General features: G+C 66.9%; 13 protein-coding genes and 2 pseudogenes. 5 read left to right on the forward strand and 10 right to left on the reverse strand.

The features are described from left to right. Positions 1-228: 228 nt before the first annotated feature. Together ACFW48_RS36930 and ACFW48_RS36935 are read right to left on the reverse strand one after the other, a co-directional pair. Positions 229-666 (reverse strand): hypothetical protein, encoded by a 438-nt coding sequence (locus ACFW48_RS36930; protein WP_386322785.1) that lies wholly within the window; start codon positions 664-666, stop codon positions 229-231. 434 nt (positions 667-1100) lie between these two features. Beyond that, complete coding sequence (locus ACFW48_RS36935; protein ID WP_386322787.1) at positions 1101-1526, reverse strand: hypothetical protein; 426 nt, start codon at positions 1524-1526, stop codon at positions 1101-1103. A 1548-nt stretch (positions 1527-3074) separates the two neighbouring features. Here ACFW48_RS36935 and ACFW48_RS36940 point away from each other — a divergent pair. Further along, on the forward strand, positions 3075-7499 hold the full coding sequence (locus ACFW48_RS36940) for a hypothetical protein (RefSeq protein ID WP_386322789.1): 4425 nt from the start codon (positions 3075-3077) through the stop codon (positions 7497-7499). Positions 7500-7562: 63 nt separating this feature from the next. On the opposite strand, the gene ACFW48_RS36945 is transcribed toward ACFW48_RS36940, so the two are convergent. Next, positions 7563-8147: an SMI1/KNR4 family protein gene (locus ACFW48_RS36945; RefSeq protein ID WP_386322791.1), complete on the reverse strand. Its 585-nt coding sequence runs from the start codon at positions 8145-8147 to the stop codon at positions 7563-7565. 161 nt (positions 8148-8308) lie between these two features. Beyond that, positions 8309-8515 (reverse strand): annotated as a pseudogene (locus tag ACFW48_RS36950) (glycoside hydrolase family 15 protein); the annotation flags it as partial. A gap of 333 nt (positions 8516-8848) precedes the next feature. Here ACFW48_RS36950 and ACFW48_RS36955 point away from each other — a divergent pair. From ACFW48_RS36955 to ACFW48_RS36965, 3 genes are all read left to right on the forward strand, one after another. Further along, positions 8849-9496 carry a hypothetical protein gene (locus ACFW48_RS36955; protein WP_386322793.1) on the forward strand — a complete coding sequence of 216 codons (648 nt, stop codon included), beginning with the start codon at positions 8849-8851 and terminating at the stop codon, positions 9494-9496. A 94-nt stretch (positions 9497-9590) separates the two neighbouring features. Next, on the forward strand, positions 9591-11009 hold the full coding sequence (locus ACFW48_RS36960; protein ID WP_386322795.1) for an MFS transporter: 1419 nt from the start codon (positions 9591-9593) through the stop codon (positions 11007-11009). Between the two features lie 91 nt (positions 11010-11100). Beyond that, the gene (locus tag ACFW48_RS36965; RefSeq protein WP_386322797.1) at positions 11101-11658 is read left to right on the forward strand and encodes a GH25 family lysozyme; all 558 of its coding nucleotides are present in this window, start codon (positions 11101-11103) and stop codon (positions 11656-11658) included. Positions 11659-11955: 297 nt separating this feature from the next. On the opposite strand, the gene ACFW48_RS36970 is transcribed toward ACFW48_RS36965, so the two are convergent. Beyond that, entirely contained in the window at positions 11956-12168 is a 213-nt protein-coding gene (locus ACFW48_RS36970; protein ID WP_386322799.1) for an EF-hand domain-containing protein, read from the reverse strand. Between the two features lie 55 nt (positions 12169-12223). Beyond that, positions 12224-13138 carry a MerR family transcriptional regulator gene (locus ACFW48_RS36975; protein WP_386322801.1) on the reverse strand — a complete coding sequence of 305 codons (915 nt, stop codon included), beginning with the start codon at positions 13136-13138 and terminating at the stop codon, positions 12224-12226. Between the two features lie 48 nt (positions 13139-13186). Between ACFW48_RS36975 and ACFW48_RS36980 the strand changes: the two are divergent. After that, a pseudogene (locus tag ACFW48_RS36980) lies at positions 13187-13845 on the forward strand (GNAT family N-acetyltransferase). Between the two features lie 27 nt (positions 13846-13872). Here the strand turns inward: ACFW48_RS36980 and ACFW48_RS36985 are convergent. The 4 genes from ACFW48_RS36985 to ACFW48_RS37000 form a co-directional block, all read right to left on the reverse strand. Beyond that, positions 13873-14484: an ADP-ribosyltransferase gene (locus ACFW48_RS36985; protein WP_386322803.1), complete on the reverse strand. Its 612-nt coding sequence runs from the start codon at positions 14482-14484 to the stop codon at positions 13873-13875. A gap of 97 nt (positions 14485-14581) precedes the next feature. After that, positions 14582-15085, reverse strand: a complete 504-nt coding sequence (locus ACFW48_RS36990) for an ATP-binding protein (RefSeq protein ID WP_386322804.1) — start codon at positions 15083-15085, stop codon at positions 14582-14584. 302 nt (positions 15086-15387) lie between these two features. Beyond that, a complete protein-coding gene (locus ACFW48_RS36995; protein ID WP_386322805.1) occupies positions 15388-16155 on the reverse strand; it encodes an enoyl-CoA hydratase/isomerase family protein in 768 nt (255 codons plus the stop codon). 147 nt (positions 16156-16302) lie between these two features. Beyond that, on the reverse strand, positions 16303-17568 hold the full coding sequence (locus ACFW48_RS37000) for an Ig-like domain-containing protein (RefSeq protein ID WP_386322806.1): 1266 nt from the start codon (positions 17566-17568) through the stop codon (positions 16303-16305). Positions 17569-17677 lie beyond the last annotated feature (109 nt).

The raw sequence follows: 17677 nt of genomic DNA on the forward strand, positions 1-17677 counted from the left end.
CGAACGGCGGCGTTTCGGCGCCGCGCGGCGGCCACCGCGCTGTCGCGCTTTTCTCTCTTCCGCTCGTCCCATGGATCCGATCCGCTCCGCTCCAGCCATCTGTGACCACGTCTCGCTCACGCGTCACACAGGTTCGCCGCTCAGGTCAACTCAGAAAGCTAACACCGGGAGATATGACAAACGGCACCCAGCCAGCTCAGAGACACCGCTGACGTCATGAGTGCAAATTCAGGCCGGCGGGCATTTTCCTATCGCGACGTGCAGTTTGACGTTTTCCGAGGCGTCGTATAGTTCGCCAGGTTTCGGGCTTTGGCTGCAGATTTCTCCGTGCACCCGAGAGACGTCTTGCTGGTCAACAATACCGTTATTTCCGTAGAACACATCAATGAACCGGCTGTTGTACCCTTTCTTCAGTAGTTGAACGTAGGATTTCTCGAAGTCCTTACCTATAAGATCGGGCGTCTTGGGGGTTGGGACATGGGCGTTCCAATGAGTTGGACACTTTTCCCCGCGCGGGACAGCACCAAAATCAATGGAGTCCGGACCGGCTCCTTCTCTCGTCAGGCAAGCCCGCCACAGTTCGGCGTGTTGCAGATCTACTGTTCGGCCAAGGTCTGTCGCATCTCGAGCGGAGAAGCCGAGGCCCTTCTTGGCGGCTTCTTTCATCTTTACGGGCAGGCTGTCTGGAGGTAGGGACGTAGGCGCATGTTCACTTCGTGTGGCTGAGGCTGTGCCGTCGGACGAATGGATCGAGCAGCCTGCGCTCAAGGCGGTAACTGCCAAGATCGAAGCTATGCTCCTACCAAGCGATTTCAGTTTCATGACCCACTTTCCCGTTACTGTACGCTGCGCAGCAGCCGCACCGACGATTCCTCGGTGGGTGCAAAACGGTACCGCCTGTGATTGATGGGCTCAACGTCGCGCGGGTCGGCGGGCAGTGGCGAGTCCTCATACGCTCGCCATGCCCGCCTACCACCCGGTTGGGGAGGGTTCCACAGTGGAACCTGCCTGGTCAGCGGCGTCCGCACACCCGCTTGTGAGTCAGGACCCGGCGGTCAACTCTCGGCCCTGTAGGTCCAGTTGGCAGCAAGATGCTGAGCTCAGGCCCATACGGAGGTGCCGGCGTCGGTGTTCGGGTTGCAGCCGGAAGTCCAGTCGAGTCCGCCAGTCGGAGTGCCCTGGAAGTTGCCGGTGCACGACCAGATATGCAGTGGGGTTCCCTCTGCGATCTCCAGGTCCTTCTTGATGGTTGTGCCGGCGCCGCTGTGGTTCCAGTAGTAGTAAGTGCTCGCTGCGCTTCCGTAGCTGAGGACGCCGATGCCGGAGCGCCCGTCTGCCTTGAGGTCAGAGATAGTGAATATTTCGCCATAGGCCTTGAAGTGTGCCTTTGCCGGGAGGACGCCGCCGACCGGATTGGCGTATGCCGTGCCGTCCTGGCTGACTGCCGCGTTACTGGTGGCCGCGCTCGACATCGTGAATGCGATGGCGGCGACTGCGATGCCAAGAGCTCTCATGATCTTGTTCATTTCAACTCCTGTGAAACGAGTATGTGCGTGCTGTAGGTGAAGAGTCGCCCCAGGGGCGCAAGTCGGCAGTCCCGTACGAAGGGATTGACTAGGTGCCGCCTGAAGCGAGTTCGCCTAGCTGACGTGAACCGACGCACAGAACACGGCTTATGACGGGCCCTCAAGCGGTGGCCGTGAAGGACGCGGGGCACAACTTAAACAGACTGTTGAGGTCTTGTGAACCTCGCATGTCGTTCGCGCGGAGTGCAACCCTCGACTCTGGGCCAAGCGACTCACCTCCCGCCTTCACCCGGAAGCCACACGTCAACTCCGCCCACGGCACGGCCAGTTCATAGTTGCGTCATGCATCTTCTTGGCCAGCAAAGGGGCCCTTCCGTTGCTTGCTGCGCAGTTGCATTCAGGCTCTAGTAAATAGAGTGCAAAGCCTCTTGTGATGTAGTTGTGACATGCACGTAAGGGGTGTACGTCCGTTTCATCCCGTTGTTGTGATGATCTAATGAGCACCCCGGGGGGCGAAGACATCGTGGCGCCCTGCTCAAAGCCGTGTACCGCACGGCAGTTGAGAGTTGTTCTTCAGGGAGGGGGACGACAGTGCAGAGCGACCGTGCATCGCTCTGCGCACGAGCGAGCCCAGTGGGCCAAGGTCAGTATTTGGCGCGGCGAACCTGTATCTCATCGCCCGCGAGTCGGCCCCACCCCACTCCGGCCCCCGACTCGCTCTCTCGTTCCCCTACTTCGCGTAAGAAGGGACCCCGTGAAGCACATCAAGCGGACGGTGACCGCAGAAGCCTTGACTGCTTCGGCTCTCCTGCTCAGCGCCTGTTCGCCCGGCACCGCCCCGGACGCCACGAAGAGCGCGGCCGACGGCAGACCGATCGTCAACAAGGAAAACTGGCCCAAGAGCACGTCGTTACAGCACCACCGACCGTGCCGAGGTCGAGACGTATGGCTGCCAGCTGCCGCCAACGTTGCAAGAGCACACCAAGCAGGTCGTGAAGGACGCCGGCCCGGTCATGGTGGCGGTCTTCATGGCCGGCAGAGGCACCGGGGGGTTCGCCGATCCGTGCGAGGCAATGGGCCGAGGCGTCACGGAGGATGGGAGCCGTCGCAGGAGTCCATCACTCTGGCGGTCGACGACAGCGACTGCAAGCGGCAGACGGGCCTGGTCACGACCTAGCGCATGGCGGCTTTCGCTCAGTCAGGGCCGCTGCAGTAGCACCCCTACCGGGCATGGCTCCCGGCGCCATGTCGGTTGTCGGCGCGTGTGCTGGCCATCGAACGTGCGGAGCGGACGATAACGCTGACAGGACAGGACCCCGTGTCTGAGCGGCCGTTGACGCCGAGGGCGGAGAGGGCGGTCCGTGAACGCGTCCATCGTCTGTGGCTGCGGCGCGCCCCGAAGACCGCAAGCCTGCCCTGCATATAGAGACCTCATCGAAAGCGCCACCGGAAATCAGCGGTGTGTGCGCCGAGTTCAAGCGAGCCAAGGAAAGGAAACACATGCACGTGCGTGTCAGACAAAGAAAACGCGCAGTAGTAGTGACGGCAGTGACTGCGATTCTCGCTTCTTCGCTGACCATCTCTGCGCAGGCTCAGGGACCGAAAGTCCCTGACAATGCCGTTCAAGGAGGAAAGAGTCTACCGAAAGCCACGAGTAAACCCCGTCAGGTCGGCAAGGAGGACCGCGCCGCCGTCCTGGGGAAGAACTATCGCTCCTCCAAGGACGTGGCCCTGTCCACGTCCGGCGATGGCACGGGGTTCCATGTTCTCACGGGTAAGGAGAAGGACGGCTACAAGTTCACCACCGTAGCCACCCTGCGTGAAGACGGCTTCGCCGCGGACACCTGGCTAGGCAACGCGTGCGTGACCGAGTCCGGGAAGTACGCGGCTGTCGCCTATGCGCCCCGGACGTTCACCAACAACCCCGAGCTGATGGTGCGTGGGGCGTTCACCGCAGTTGTCGACCTGGGTAGCGGTCAGGTTACCAAGCTGCCGTTCACCGCGTCGTTGGCCTACTTCTCTCCGGGCTGCGGCACTGGGGACGATGTGGTGTTCACTCAGCTGACTTACGACGGGGACAAGGAACAGAAGACCCGGCTGATCACCGTGGACGCAGCCACAGGCAAGCAGTCCCAGCCGCTTGGTTTTCCCGGTCAGGTCACCTCGGCTGTCCCGACCCGGCACGGCATCGTCGCCGGTCACGGCAACAGACTCGTCCGCATCAACGGACAGAGGGAGACCGTCCTAGCCGTAACGGAGCATGTGCCGTTTCAGATTGCGGCTGACAGCGGCGATGGCGTGACCTTCATCGACAGGGAAGGCGACAGCGAGAAGGCCAAGGCGAAGTCGTGGGCCAAGCATCTGGATGCCGCGCAGGTCAAGGGCAAGAAGACCACACCGAAGACGGTGGCTGAAGGAAACCTCGCGGACTGGGACCTGTCCGCCACTCCTGGCGGCACGGTGTTCCTCACGGGCAAGGCCAAGAGCAAGGGGATTCTGCCGGGCCCGGTGAAGAATCCGGGACACCTTGCCAAGGGTGCTCGCATGTCCAATCTGGGCCACGTGGGCGTGTCCACATCCTGGGCGGACGGCAAGACCAGCCTGATCACGCCCAAGGAAGCCAAGCAGGTCCGTGACGCGCGGATCACTCTGGACGTAGTCGCCACTGGCGAACACGCCGAACTGGACGCCACACCGCAGTTGTCCGCCGAGCGTGCCGAAGCCGGAAGCCGACCCTCTCCGGCACTGGGCGTCCCCACAGGGAAGCAGTCATCCGCGAAGCCGTCGGTCAGCAGCGACAGCGAGGCCCTGTCCACGCAGACGACGCGTACCCAGGCGCTCGCGGCATCACCGACCGGTCCCAGCGAGGGCACCGACGAGCGCTACTGCGCGGTGGCCCGCAACGACGTGAAAAAGCAGGCGTTCCAGCCGACCCCGCGACAGGTGGAATGGGCTGTGGACCAGGCCGTCGTCGGAGAGCTGCACGTCCCCCGGCCGGCGAACTGGAAGAACACCGGCATGGACTCCTACACCCCGCAGGGACTGTTCCCGCCTGTCACGCTGGCGGGTGACCCCAACGGCACCCTCGACAACGAGGACCCGGATGTTACCGACCGCTGGCACATACCTTCGCAGGTGATGCTCGGCATCACCGCACAGGAATCCAACATGTGGCAGGCGACCCGCTTCGCCGTACCCGGCGTCACAGCCAACAGCCTCATCGGCAACTACTACGGCACCCAGTACGCCTCGGACGGGACGCAGGCAGACCCCTGGCGGATCAACTTCTCCGAGGCGGACTGCGGCTACGGCATCACGCAGGCCACCGACGGCATGCGGCTCGCCGGGAAGACCAAAGAGGGCGAGACGGCACTGCCGCCCGCCACACAGGAAGCCGTCGCTCTGGACTACGCCGCGAACATCGCCTACGGCGTCACAATTCTTTCCCGCAAGTGGAACGATCTCCACGGCCAGGAAATGATGATCAATGACGGTCATCCGCAGTGGATCGAGAACTGGTTCTTTGCCCTGTGGGCGTACAACTCAGGCTTCTACCCGGCCGCTGACTCCGCCGGCCACAAGGGGCTGGGCTGGACGAACAACCCGGCCAACCCGCTGTGGAAGGCCAACCGGGTCCCGTTCCTGCAAAGTGCAGTCGATCCGGCTGGAGACGACTACTCCCACGCCGCGCACCCGCAGGACTGGCCGTACGAGGAGAAAGTGCTGGGCTGGGCCGCCCGACCGATCTCCGCGATGTTCGCGCCCGGCGACTTCCGGCCCGGATACCTGGCCGCCTGGTGGAACAGCAACGAACAGCGCTCCACAGTGAAGCCGCCACTGGATACTTTCTGCGACGAGTCCAACTCCTGTGACCCGTCAAAGATCGCGGATGGCGACTCCAACGACCCCGGCCTGGGCGCCTGCAAGCTCGATGCGGGCGACTCCGACACCAACCCCCACTGGCTGCACTGCTGGTGGGACAAGTCGGCCGAGTGGAAAGACTGCGACCGGTTGGCCGAGTGCGGCCACCAGGTCCACCGCTTCAACACCTCGTATCCGGAACAGCCGGACGCCAACTCCTACCCGCCGCGCTGCAGCAGCGGCCTGCCCTCGAACGCGCTGATCGTCGACGACGTGCCCGACGGAACCACCCCGGCAGGATCCGGTTCACGCGGCTGCGGGACAGTGCAGTCGGACGGCACCTTCACCTTCACCTATCAGCCCTCCGACATCATCGATGCCGACACCGGGCAGACGATAAGCACCTATCCGGGGAAGATCGACACGCACCAGATCGGCGCGGGGTACGGGAACCACTTCTGGTTCACCCACACCCGCTCCCCCGAATCCTTCCCGGAGCCCGGCGACCGGATGAAGGTCATCGGCACCTGGAAGCTCGGTCAGAAGATCACCGAGCACAGCGGCCAGGCCAAGGTCTACGCGCACATCCCCGACCACGGGGCGCAGACCTCCAAGGCCGAATACCGCATCAAGCACGCACACGGCACCACCGTCAAGGCAATCTCCCAGGACGCCAACCAGTCCAACAAGTGGGTCGACCTGGGCGCCTACCAGTTCAACGACACCGTTCCCGAGGTGAGCCTGGACAACTTCAACGGCGGCGACGGATCCAAGGACATCGCCTTCGACGCCATAGCGTTCGTGCCCGGGGACTACGACGGCCTGAACGACATCATCTTCCCCGAGGCGGACCCGAATGCGTCCGACGTCGACTTCGTGGCCGCTCAGGACGCCAAGGAAATCCCCGCTGGCGCCACTCTGAAGTCGCTGGCAGCCGCTGAGCCGGGGGAGCCGACGTGCGCGACCGGTCGGGACGGGATCAGATGGTGCGGCTCCTACGTCCCGTTGGACGAGGAGAAGGCCAAGACCCCGAACACGCTCAAGAGCGCCGCCGCAGCGACTGCGGGGCCCGTCGGATGGTGCTCGAACGTCAACGGCGCGGCCATGCAGACCAGGACGCAAGGATGTCTGCGCGGCCTGCTTCCACTGACCGCGACACGCGACGGCGCCCCCGTCGGTAACGCGACGATGAAGGTCATCCAGGAGATCAACCTCAACCCCAAGTCCAACGAGTTCACCACGTGGACCGAGCTGTCTCTGGTCAACATGACGGGGCTCACCTCCACCACGCTGACATCGTTCGCGGAGGACTGTTGGCCGACCGGTGACTGCACCGAAAGCCCGGGCTCCTGGGTCGGCAGCACCACCTGGACCCCCGGTGACAAGCACGTCGCCACCCGGACCAACACCTACACCTGGAAGAAGACCACCGGAGGCGAATCGAAGCTGGACTTCACCTGGGACACCACGTGGTCCACACCCAGCGCCGGAGTTCAGGCCGTTCCGAAGTGGAGCAACAGAGCCTTCGATGTCCGCTGTGACAACAAGGTGGGCGGCAACACCGGCTGCGTATTCCCTGACTACACTCCGACGCTTCAGATGAACACGAAGAAATACCCGGCCGCTGCCGCGTACTACTGGGTGCTCATGGAGAAGCTGGCCTCCCACCCGGGTAGCGAGCAGCACAACAAGCCGCTGCACCGCCTGGCGGATGACACGAAGGCCAAGGAAAACCGGGACAAAATGTGCATGCTCGCGGTTGCGGAGTGGAATCCACACCCGAACGCGGACGGCACCAGTTGCGACGAGTACCCGTTCGCGAAATCCCGTGAGAGCGGCGGGATGACACTGTCCTCGGGCAAGTCCTGCGCGCAGTTCTACGCGGACAAGCAGTCCGACGGCAGCTGGATGCTGGAGCTCGACAACAACTACCCGTATCCGACATGGAACGAGATCTGCGGCCGCGCCGCAGTTCCTGCCAAGCAGAACACGGATGCCGGTGGCGACCTTGGGCGGTTCACGTCCGAGATTCGTCTGCTCGACAATGACGCGTATTTCGTCCAGACCGGGTTCGAGTACTGCGACATCAAGTCGGTCTGCAACATCAGCTGACAGCGGGACCAAGCGAAGCGTCCTGCCGGATCATGGTGATCCGGCAGGACGCTTCGCTTTCAGTCAGCCCGTGACCCACTCCAGCATGCGCCCTTCATGGACCGAGGGGCGACGCCGTGCGATGGGGAGCGGCAGCGATCCCTCCACCGCGTTGTACAGGTCAGTCAGCATAAGAGTCATCGACGGCCAGAGCGGCAGGTACTCGGGATCGCCGAACGAGATCTCGCCGACTTCTCCATAGTGGTGCGTACGGTGGTCGACGAACAGCAGATCACCGGTGAGAGCCTGAGCGAAGGGAACCCATTGGGTGTGTGCGGTGCGCCCGACCACTTCTTCCTCGTAACCTTCCTCGACCGCTTCGTGCGCCATGGCGGAAAGGTTCTGATGCCATTCCATGATTCCTTCGGCATCCAAAAGGCTATACCCGAGAATAAAGGCGCCGGGCGCCATGCTGGATCTGGGCGGTGTGACACCGTTGCGTTCCGAGAGGAGCGACTTCAGCTCGGTGTGGAGCGGGAAACCAACTCCGCTCTCCAACCTGGATACATCACCGTCGGACAATCCTGGGCGGAGCGTGGCATAGTCGCCCGGTGCGTTCTCCCGGAGCCACTCTTCAAATCGGCGCCACAGTTCCTGCATGTTGTGCATCCCGTCCATGTGATTCCCGCGCGGGACAGCCGAGCTGTCAATTCCTCCTGTCACCGTAGCAATCCGGTCGGTCGACGGTGGCTCGGGTGTGCCCGACCGCGGTCGACAGAGCGCGAGCTTTCCCACGGTGCGGCTGATCAGGTCGAGTGGCAGGTCGCCCAGGTGTCGAGCCACAGAGCGTCCGTGCCGGCTTCCGCGACCATGCGGCCACCGACCTCGTGGATCCAGGGGCTGACGCTGCCGTATCCCGGCCGCGGGCGCTTGGCCGAGACCATCTCCACTTCGCCGGTCAGGCCCTCGACGATCCGGATCACCTGCGGGGTGCCGTCGCGCAGCGGCATGAAGTCCAGGACGCGGACCGAACCGTGGGCATCCCCACGGAGCCCAGCGCCCCGATCACCGCCGCGTCCGGCGGAACCAGCGGGACGACGAGTTCGACTTCGCATTCAGCGCACTTGAGTTGGAGGCGGTCCGCAACGCAGCCGAGGCCGCCGGCCTTGCGCCGGACGACTACGTCGAGGTCCTCTCCCAGTCACCGCTCGCCGCCGCCCGGATCACCGACGCCTGCATGGAGATCGCGAGCGGCCTGCTCGATGACGCCGATCTCCTCCGCGAAGCGAGCGACCGCCCCGGCTCGGCGACGATCTCGGGAGCCTGCCCGCTCTGGTTCGCTCCCTCCTCGCCCGGATGGAGGCGACGGAGTGAACCCGTACGACGCAGACACACACCCTGGGCCTTATCTCGTCGTCGAAGTGTGCACGCTGCCCTGGCGGAACCCGGAGGCCCCGACCACCGCGCTCGAAGAGCGCCAGCGGAAGCCGATCACGGTCGACCTGATCCTCACCTCGTCGCACGGCAACCGCATCTACTACCGCACCTGGCACGACCGCAGCTGGAAGCGTGCGCTCGCCGCCGCCGGGCTGATCAAGCCCGTGGGCGAGAAGGTGCGGCACGACGGCAACCGAATCCGCCGGGTCCCGCGCTATGCCGCCCCACGCGAGGACATGTTCCACGTCCTCCGCCACACTTACGCGAGCGTGCAGCTGGAGGCCGGCGAGTCGGTCGTCAGCCTGTCCAAATGGCTCGGGCACTCGACACCGAAGGTCACACTCGACCACTACGCTCACTTCATGCCCGGTGCGGGGCGGCGAGGGCTCGCCGCGATGGACGCCTGGCTGCGGGACCCCTCCCGGCCGAAAGTCCCTGAGAAGTCCCTACGGGCGTGGACCGCCCCTCGGATACCCTCGAACATGCAGGTCAAGGGCATAGTGCGGCAAGGGGCCGACATGTCGGTGAAGTACAAGGAGACGGCGCGGGGCGGGCCGGCGGTCAACACCATCGAGTGCTGAGGGTGCGTCTCACATCGTGACATGTGACGACTGAAAACTGAGACGCCTGAGATCGTGACGGTGCCAGCACTTTTCGCACGTGAAAGACCGAGAGATGCCCGCACCAGCCACCGGATCAGCCCCGGCACCCGTCAACCCGCGGTCCCGCGTCCTCATCGCCAGCCTCATCGGCACGACGATCGAGTTCTACGACTTCTACATCTACGCGACCGCCGCCGTCCTGGTCTTCCCCTCGCTCTTCTTCCCGAACAGCGACCCGACCACGGCACTGCTGTCGTCCTTCGCGGTCTTCGGCGCCGCGATGGTGGCCCGTCCGATCGGGGCCGTGTTCTTCGGACACCTCGGTGACCGACTCGGCCGCAAGAAGACGCTGGTGGTCTCGCTCCTCACCATGGGCATCGCCACGTTCCTGATCGGCGTACTCCCGACGTACGCGCAGGCCGGCTGGGTCGCCACCGGACTGCTCGTGCTGATGCGGCTCGCGCAGGGCTTCGCGCTCGGCGGCGAGTGGAGCGGTGCCGCCCTGGTCGCGACCGAGAACGCGCCCCGCGGCAAGCGCGCCCTGTACGGGACCTTCCCGCAGTTGGGCGCCCCGCTCGGCTTCATCATCGGCAACGGCCTGTTCCTGATCATCGGGGCGCTGCTGCCGTCCGCGGCCGGCGCCGACCCCACGCAGCCCTCCGAGGCCTTCACGAGCTGGGGCTGGCGCATCCCGTTCCTGTTCTCCGCGGTGATGGTCGCGATCGGCCTGTGGGTGCGCTCGCGGCTCGTGGAGTCGGCGGTGTTCGCCAAGACCCAGCAGGCCGGGAAGGTGCGGAAGCTGCCGCTGGCCACCGTGGTCCAGGGCCACTGGAAGCAGCTGATCCTGGGCACCTTCATCATGCTGGCGACGTACGTGCTCTTCTACCTGATGACGACGTTCTCGCTGAGCTACGGGCGCACCGCGAAGGACGCCGCCGTGCCGGGCCTGGGGTACAGCTACACCACGTTCGTGCTGATGATGATCTTCGGCGTGCTCTTCTTCGCCGTGTTCACCCTGGTCTCCGGCCCGCTCGCCGACAAGTACGGGCGCCGCGCCACCCTGATCTGGATCACTGCCGCGATCGTGGTCTTCGGCCTGGTGTGGGTGCCGCTGATCGACCTGGGCACGCTCGGTGTGGTGCTGTGGCTGGTCCTCGGCTTCACGCTGATGGGCATGACGTTCGGCCCGATGGGCGCGCTGCTGCCGGAGCTGTTCCCGACGAGCGTGCGCTACACCGGTTCCGGTATCTCGTACAACGTCAGTTCGATCCTCGGAGCGGCCGTCGCCCCGTTCATCGCGGTGGCGCTGTGGGAGACCGGTGGCGGCTCGCCGTGGCTGGTCGGCGTCTACCTCTCCGCGATGGCGGTGCTGACGCTGACCGCTCTGCTCCTCGGCAAGGAGACCAAGGACGTCTCCCTGGACGAGGGCGAGGACGAGGCCGCCTCCGCCGACGACGGCACCCGCGCCGCGGTCACCTCCTCCGCCCCCTGATCCGACCGGCGTACGGCAGCCGATTCCCGGGCATAACAACGACCTACGCCCCCGGGGCACTTCAGCCCAACCGGTATCCGAGGGAGTGGTCATGCTGCGCGGCATCGACGTCAGCGCCTACCAGTCCACCACCTACGGCACGGACGGCCTCTCCTTCGTCTTCGTGAAAGCGACGGAGGGCCGTTCGTACGTCAACCCCAAGCTCGCCGCCCAGACGAAGCGGGCCCGCGACGCCGGTCTCGTCGTCGGCTTCTACCATTTCCTGTGGCCGGGCAACCTCACCGCCCAGGCCGAGTACTTCGTCTCCAAGGCACCGGAGAAGAAGGGTGACATCCTCGCCGTCGACTGGGAGACGACGGGCGAGGGCACCCATGCGAGCAACGCGGAGAAGGACAGCTTCATCCGGAAGGTGAAGGCCCTGCGGCCGGACAACCGGGTGATCCTCTACGCGAACAGGTACTACTGGCTGAACGTGGACACCACCTCGTACGCGGGCGACGGCCTGTGGATCGCCGACTACGTGACGGCCGGCAAGCCCCGCATCCGGGCCAAGTGGCGCTTCCACCAGTACACCGACGACCCGATCGACACCAACGTGGCGGACTTCGCGAGCAAGGCGGCGCTGAAGAAGTGGGCCGACGGCGCCTAGGGCGGCCTGTCCGGCGGATCGAGTCGCAGGAAAGCGACGGCGCCTCATCAGCGCCCCCCGCTCGAGCGAAGCCGAGAGTGGGGGGAGAAGCCGAGCGTGGGGGAGTCGACAACCGACGACAACGCCCCAGATGGGCGTGCCGGCTCCCGCGTCTGCGGCATGATCCGCCGGACAGCACACCTAGGGCATGGCGGCCCGGGGCTCGCGCCGGTGATCAGCTCCAACCTCCGGCCAGGCGGGCTGTTCCACGGAGAGGCGCCCCCGGGGGTGACCGGACGGGCGCCCCTCACGGCGTCGTCACTTGTTCAGGTGCGCCCAGAACTCGTCGAACGACAGCACCTGGTCCCCGTCGAGGTCGCGACCGGCGATGATCGCCTCGGCCACCGACTCGGTGACGTTCCAGTCGCCGCCCTGGGCCAGCGCGGTCTTGAACTCGGCGGCGGTGACGAAGCCGTCCCCGTCCGTGTCGATCCGCTGGAACTGCTTGCGTGCTTCCTCGATGTCAGCCACCGATCCGCCCCTCAACTCGTGCATGGGTCCTTCTGACCTTCTGACGCAGGTCAGATTAGCTGCCCGTTCGGGCACCCAGTGCGGCGACCACCCACCCGAACTCCTCCTCGCAGGCGGACGGAGGCTCCACGCCGTTCACGATCGCGGAGAGCTCCCGATAGCGGACGAGGCGGACGTTCGTCACCGACGTGAGGCGCTCCCGCACGACGGCCGGGTCGGCGTCGCCGATCAGCGCGCGCAGGATGTCGACGGCCTCCGGCGAGTCCGGCGCGACGCCCTCCCTCAGCGCATCGCCCGCGAGCCTCACCAAGCGGCTCACGAACCACAGGGAAGAGCCGGCGGGGACGTCCGGCCCCCGGTCGGCCGCGTTGAACTCGATCATCCGGCGCATCGTCGCCCGGAACTCCGGGTCCCGGATCAGCTCGGCCAGCTCCACCCAGGCGTCCACCTGCCGGGAGGTGGGGTCGTCGGGCAGGTCTGCCGCGGCGAAGCGCAGGCGGGTGCGGATGTCGGGGTCCGCGGTGTCGACGCCCTCGAAGACCTCCGCCATGAAGTCGTCGATGATGCGCCGTCGTTCGGCGGCGGACAGTCGCGCCAGTTTGTTCATCAGGGTCATCTCCTCGGCGGTCGAACCGCGTCGTGCCACGGTCGACAGCACCGCACGGGTCACCCGCAGTGAGCTGATCTGCGCGTCCAGCGCGCTCACGTGCGCCGCCGCGGCCTGCGCGACCGTCGTCTCGCCGGTCAGGACGCGGCGTACGGCGTCCAGGCCGAGGCCGAGTTCGCGCAGGGTGCGGATCAGCTCCAGGCGGGCGACGGAGGCGGCGTCGTAGAGCCGGTAGCCGCCCGCGGAGCGGGTCACCGGGGGCAGGGTGCCCTCGTCGGACCAGTAGCGGATGGTGCGCACCGACAGTCCGGTGGTGCGCGCCAGTTCGCCGATGGTCATGAGACCGGTGCCGTCTTCGATCATGTCTGGGAGTGTGGGCCTTCCAGTGGGTGGAGACTCAAGGAGCGCGGTGTGGCGGAGAGCCTGCGGCACATTCTGGACGCGGCGGCGCTGGGCGTCTTCCCGGCCGCGGACGGCGGGACCACCGTGGTGCCGCAGCACGGTGCCCGGGACGCCGGGGTGATCGCGTTCACGGCGCACTCGGTCGTCTTCACGGACGAGGACCCGCGGTGGGTGCGCGAGACGCTGGACGGGCTCGGCTGCGACCCTCCCCCAGAGGGGGGACCCCCAGCCGCCACGATGAACGCGCGGTTCCTGACCGCCTTCATGGAGCGCACGGGACGGAGCACCGACACGATCGACGTGCTGCTGACCGGCGCTCCGCTTCCGGGCCGGCCGGAGATCGCGCTGACGGAGGTCGCCGACCCGGGGCATCCCCGGGTGGTCTCCGCGCGCCGGCGGCGCGACGAGGTGCGGGTGTGGGCGGTGGACGGCGGGGTGCTGGTGCTGGGCCGCGGGGTCGCCGGGCGGCTGGAGGCCGCGGTGGAGGTGGCGGAGGGGGGGGACGGCACCGGGGGCTGGGGCGGCGCCTGGTGACGGCGGCGCGGCAGTTGGCCGGGGGTGAGGTGGTGTGGGCCCAGGTTTCGGCGGGGAACGCCCGCAGTCTGCGGGCGTTCCAGGCGGCGGGCTACCGGCCGGTGGGGTCGGAGGCGCTGTTCCTCCGGCCCTGAGTCAGGGCCTGTCCCGGGCCGGGGCCGTCAGTGCCAGGGCTTGTAGTGCGGGTTGCTCTCGCACTCGCTCATGATCTCGGTCTTGGTCTGCCGGTCGACCGGGCAGACGCCGATGACGTACTGCCGCTGGATGCCGCCGGGGAAGGCGACCTCGACCTGGTCGGCCCACTTGTGGGTGTCACCGATGGTCTTGTTGACGTCGATACCACCGGGGGCGTCGATGTAGTAGTTGTAGCCGGACTTGTACCAGGTCTTGTAGAGGTCGTGGTCGTAGGTCGTCGAGACGTACGGCGAGGGCTGGTTGACCAGGACGTACTTCTCGACGTCGTACTGGCCGTTCTGGACGTCCTTGGCGTGGAAGCCCTCCTCGAAGACGACCTGGGGGCCCCGGCTGTCGCTGCGGTAGAGGGTGCCGCAGGTGGTGCGCCAGACCGGCTCGGGCGTGATGCGGGCGACGTCGACGCCGGAATCGGCGGCGGCCTTGAGCTTGTCGTCGAACTGGGGGCAGGCGGGTGCGGCCTTGGCGGGAGCCGCCGTCGGGGCCGCCGCCCCGGGGACGGTGGCGGCCGAGGTGGCGAGGACGGCGGAGAGGGACAGGACGGCGGCGGCTGCCCGTCGCCGCAGGCGTGTGGTGATCATGCGGGTACGATCCCGGCTACGCGGCGCCGGACCGCGGATCTTCACCCCTGGGTGGCGTGTCCGCCGAACGGGGTTGCTTTCAGCGACAGATGGGGTCTCACCGGTCCAGGACCCGCATCTCGAACCAGGTGGTCTTGCCGCGCGGCAGCAGATCGACGCCCCACCGGTCGGACAGCTTGTCGACGAGGAAGAGGCCGCGCCCGCTGATGTCCGTCTCCTGCACCGGCATCAGACACGGCAGCCCCCGGGAGGGGTCGCGGACCTCGACGCGGATCCAGCCGGGGCGGCGGCGCATGTGGAGGCCGAAGATACGGGCACCGGTGTGGCGTACGGCGTTGCCCACCAGCTCGGAGACGAGCAGGACGGTGTCCTCCGTGACCTTGGGGCCGAGTTTCCACTGGCGCAGGGCCACGACCTGGGCCAGCCGGCGGGCGGTGGCGGCGGACTCGGGGCGGGACGGTAACGGAACCTCGCCCTCCGTCGGGTTTCCGAACAACTCCAGCGCCTTGAGCGCGCTCTCGTCCTCGACCGCCGGCGACCAGCGCGCCGCGGTCGCCCGTCCGGCTCCCCGCGGCTGTTCCGTACCCTCCAGCCCCGCCATGCCCCCATCATGGACGTCCCCGGGGGGCTCCGTGGCCGTTCCCGGGGAATACGCCCCTGCGGAGCGCTGGCTCGACAGCGGTCGATCGGCATATGCCGCGGGCAGTTCGGAGCCGGAAACAACCCCACTGACCTGCGCGGACGACTCGGCCGGAGACAAGCGGCGGACTCCCTCGACAAGACGCGCTTAATGGTGCGTTAAGGCTGCCATAAACCGCCCCATCGAGGGACCCTGAATCAGACACCGCGTCAACTGCAAGTGGTGCGGGCTCACTTCATCGGGCTCACTGCACCGGATCAGTCTCAGAGGAACTTCGCCTTCCCGGGGCCCTCCTCCACGAAGCTGCGCATCCCCCGCTCGCGGTCCTCGGTGGCGAACAGGCCCGCGAACCAGTTCCGCTCGACGGCGAGGCCGGTCTCGATGTCCGTCTCCAGACCCGTGTCGATCGCCTCCTTCGCCGCGCGCAGCGCGATGGCGGGCCCCTTCGCGAGCCGTGCGGCCCAGGCGTGCGCCTGCTCGTGGACCTCGGCGGCCGGCACCACGCGGTCCACCAGGCCGAGTGCCAGCGCCTCGTCGGCCTTCACCTGGCGGCCGGTGAAGATGAGGTCCTTGGCCTTGGAGGGGCCGACCAGCCGGGACAGCCGCTGGGTGCCACCCGCGCCGGGGATCAGGCCGAGCAGGATCTCGGGCTGGCCGAGCTTGGCGTTCTCACCGGCGATGCGGAAGTCGGCGCAGAGCGCGAGTTCGCAGCCGCCGCCGAGGGCGTATCCCGTCACCGCCGCGACCACCGGCTTGGGGATGCGGGCCACCGCCGTGAAGGAGTCCTGCAGGGCGCGGGCGCGCGCGATCATCGCCGCGTGGTCCATCACCTGCATCTCCTTGATGTCCGCGCCCGCCGCGAACACCTTCTCGCCGCCGTAGATCACCACCGCGCGCACGTCATCGCGGCGGGTGGCCTCCTCGGCGAGCTCCTTGAGCCGGTCCTGGGTGGCGATGTCCAGCGCGTTCATGGGCGGACGGTCCAGGCGCAGCGTGCCAATGCCTTCGGCGACTTCCAGATGTACGGTCATGCTCCGCAGGTTAGCGGGCGTTCACCGCCGTGGGGGTTGTGGGTGCGTGGTCGGCCCACGGCCGGTGGTGGGTTGCTCGCGCCCACGCGGCGGAGCCGCATATCGGAGCAGCCCCGCGCCCCTCCGGGGCGCGGGTGCACCGCCGGCTTACGCCTTCCACTTCTCCCAGGACATGTTCCAGCCGTTGAGGCCGTTGTCCGGGGCGATGGTCGCGTCGTTGGAGTTCTTCACCACGACCACGTCGCCGATGAGCGAGTTCTCGAAGAACCAGGCGCCCGGCGCCTTCTCGTCCCAGCCGCCGCGGACGTCGCGCAGGCCTATGCAGCCGTGGCTGGAGTTGCGGTTGCCGAAGGCGTCGCCGCCCCAGTAGTTGCCGTGGATGAAGGTGCCGGACGTGGACAGGCGCATGGCGTGCGGGACGTCCTTGATGTCGTACTCGCCGCCGTAGCCGACCGTCTCGCCGTTCATCCGGGTCACGGGGAGCCGCTCGGTGATGACCATCTGGCCGTTCCAGGTCTCGTAGCCGGGAGCGCCGGTGGTGATGGGGATGGTCTTGACGGTCTTGCCGTCCCGCACGACCTTCATCGTGAGCTTCTTGGCGTCGACGACGGAGACCTGGCTGCGGCCGACGGTGAAGGAGACGGTCTTGGCCTGCTCGCCGTAGACGCCGTCGCGGCCCTCGACGCCGTCGAGGTTGAGGTCGACGGTGACCTTGGTGCCGGCCTTCCAGTACTTCTCCGGGCGGAAGTCGAGGCGGTCGTTGCCGAACCAGTGGCCCGCGACCTCGACGGCCGGTTCGGTCTTGATGCGGATGGCCTTCTCGACGTCCTCGGGGTTGGTGATGCCCCGGGTGAAGCGGATCGAGAACGGCATGCCGACGCCGACCTTCGAGCCGTCCTCCGGCGTGAAGGTGCCGATGAAGGTGTTCTTCGGCGTCAGGGTGGTGAAGCGGGAGTCCTCGGCGGCCGTGCGGCCCTCGGAGTCCTTGGCTACCGCGTGCACGGTGTACGTGGTGGCGGCGGCCAGGTGGGTGGACGGCGTCCAGGTGGCGCCGTCCGCGGATATCTTCCCGTCGACCTTCGCGCCCTCGGCGTCCTTGACCAGGACCTCCGTGAGCTTGCCCTTCGCGGCGGCGATCTTGAGGTCGCCGCTGGTGTCGACGGCCTTGGCCCCGTTCTTCGGCGCGATGCTGACGACGGCCTCGGACTGCTTGCTCTGTGCCGCGGTGGAGTCCTTGGCGTTCTTGCCGCCGTCGTCCCCGGCCCCGGCTCCCGAGCCGGACCCTCCCCCGCCGCACGCGGTCAGCGTCAGCAGCACACCCAGTGCCAGCGCCGGCAGTGTCCTGCCGCGTCCCCTGCCGCCCCGCCCCCGGCTGACCGCCGACGACGCCCCCGATATCGGACGCACGTTCAACTTGTCTCCCCTCGCCGGGCCTGACCGGGCCCGCGCCCCGGTGCGCCCGCGCGCACCGGCGCATCGTAACCGCAGGCCAGGGGCGTAGGGGACAGCGGAATTGTCACTG

The sequence above is a fragment of the Streptomyces sp. NPDC058812 genome, from assembly GCF_042744565.1.
GTDB lineage: Bacteria > Actinomycetota > Actinomycetes > Streptomycetales > Streptomycetaceae > Streptomyces > Streptomyces thinghirensis.

Excerpts from the sequence above, each read along its gene's own strand:
- ACFW48_RS36930 (WP_386322785.1), bottom strand. The coding sequence starts at position 666 with ATGAAAGAAGCCGCCAAGAAGGGCCTCGGCTTCTCCGCTCGAGATGCG.
- ACFW48_RS36935 (WP_386322787.1), bottom strand. The coding sequence starts at position 1,526 with ATGAACAAGATCATGAGAGCTCTTGGCATCGCAGTCGCCGCCATCGCA.
- ACFW48_RS36945 (WP_386322791.1), bottom strand. The coding sequence starts at position 8,147 with ATGCACAACATGCAGGAACTGTGGCGCCGATTTGAAGAGTGGCTCCGG.
- ACFW48_RS36960 (WP_386322795.1), top strand. The coding sequence starts at position 9,591 with ATGCCCGCACCAGCCACCGGATCAGCCCCGGCACCCGTCAACCCGCGG.
- ACFW48_RS36965 (WP_386322797.1), top strand. The coding sequence starts at position 11,101 with ATGCTGCGCGGCATCGACGTCAGCGCCTACCAGTCCACCACCTACGGC.
- ACFW48_RS36975 (WP_386322801.1), bottom strand. The coding sequence starts at position 13,138 with ATGATCGAAGACGGCACCGGTCTCATGACCATCGGCGAACTGGCGCGC.
- ACFW48_RS36985 (WP_386322803.1), bottom strand. The coding sequence starts at position 14,484 with ATGATCACCACACGCCTGCGGCGACGGGCAGCCGCCGCCGTCCTGTCC.
- ACFW48_RS36990 (WP_386322804.1), bottom strand. The coding sequence starts at position 15,085 with ATGGCGGGGCTGGAGGGTACGGAACAGCCGCGGGGAGCCGGACGGGCG.
- ACFW48_RS36995 (WP_386322805.1), bottom strand. The coding sequence starts at position 16,155 with ATGACCGTACATCTGGAAGTCGCCGAAGGCATTGGCACGCTGCGCCTG.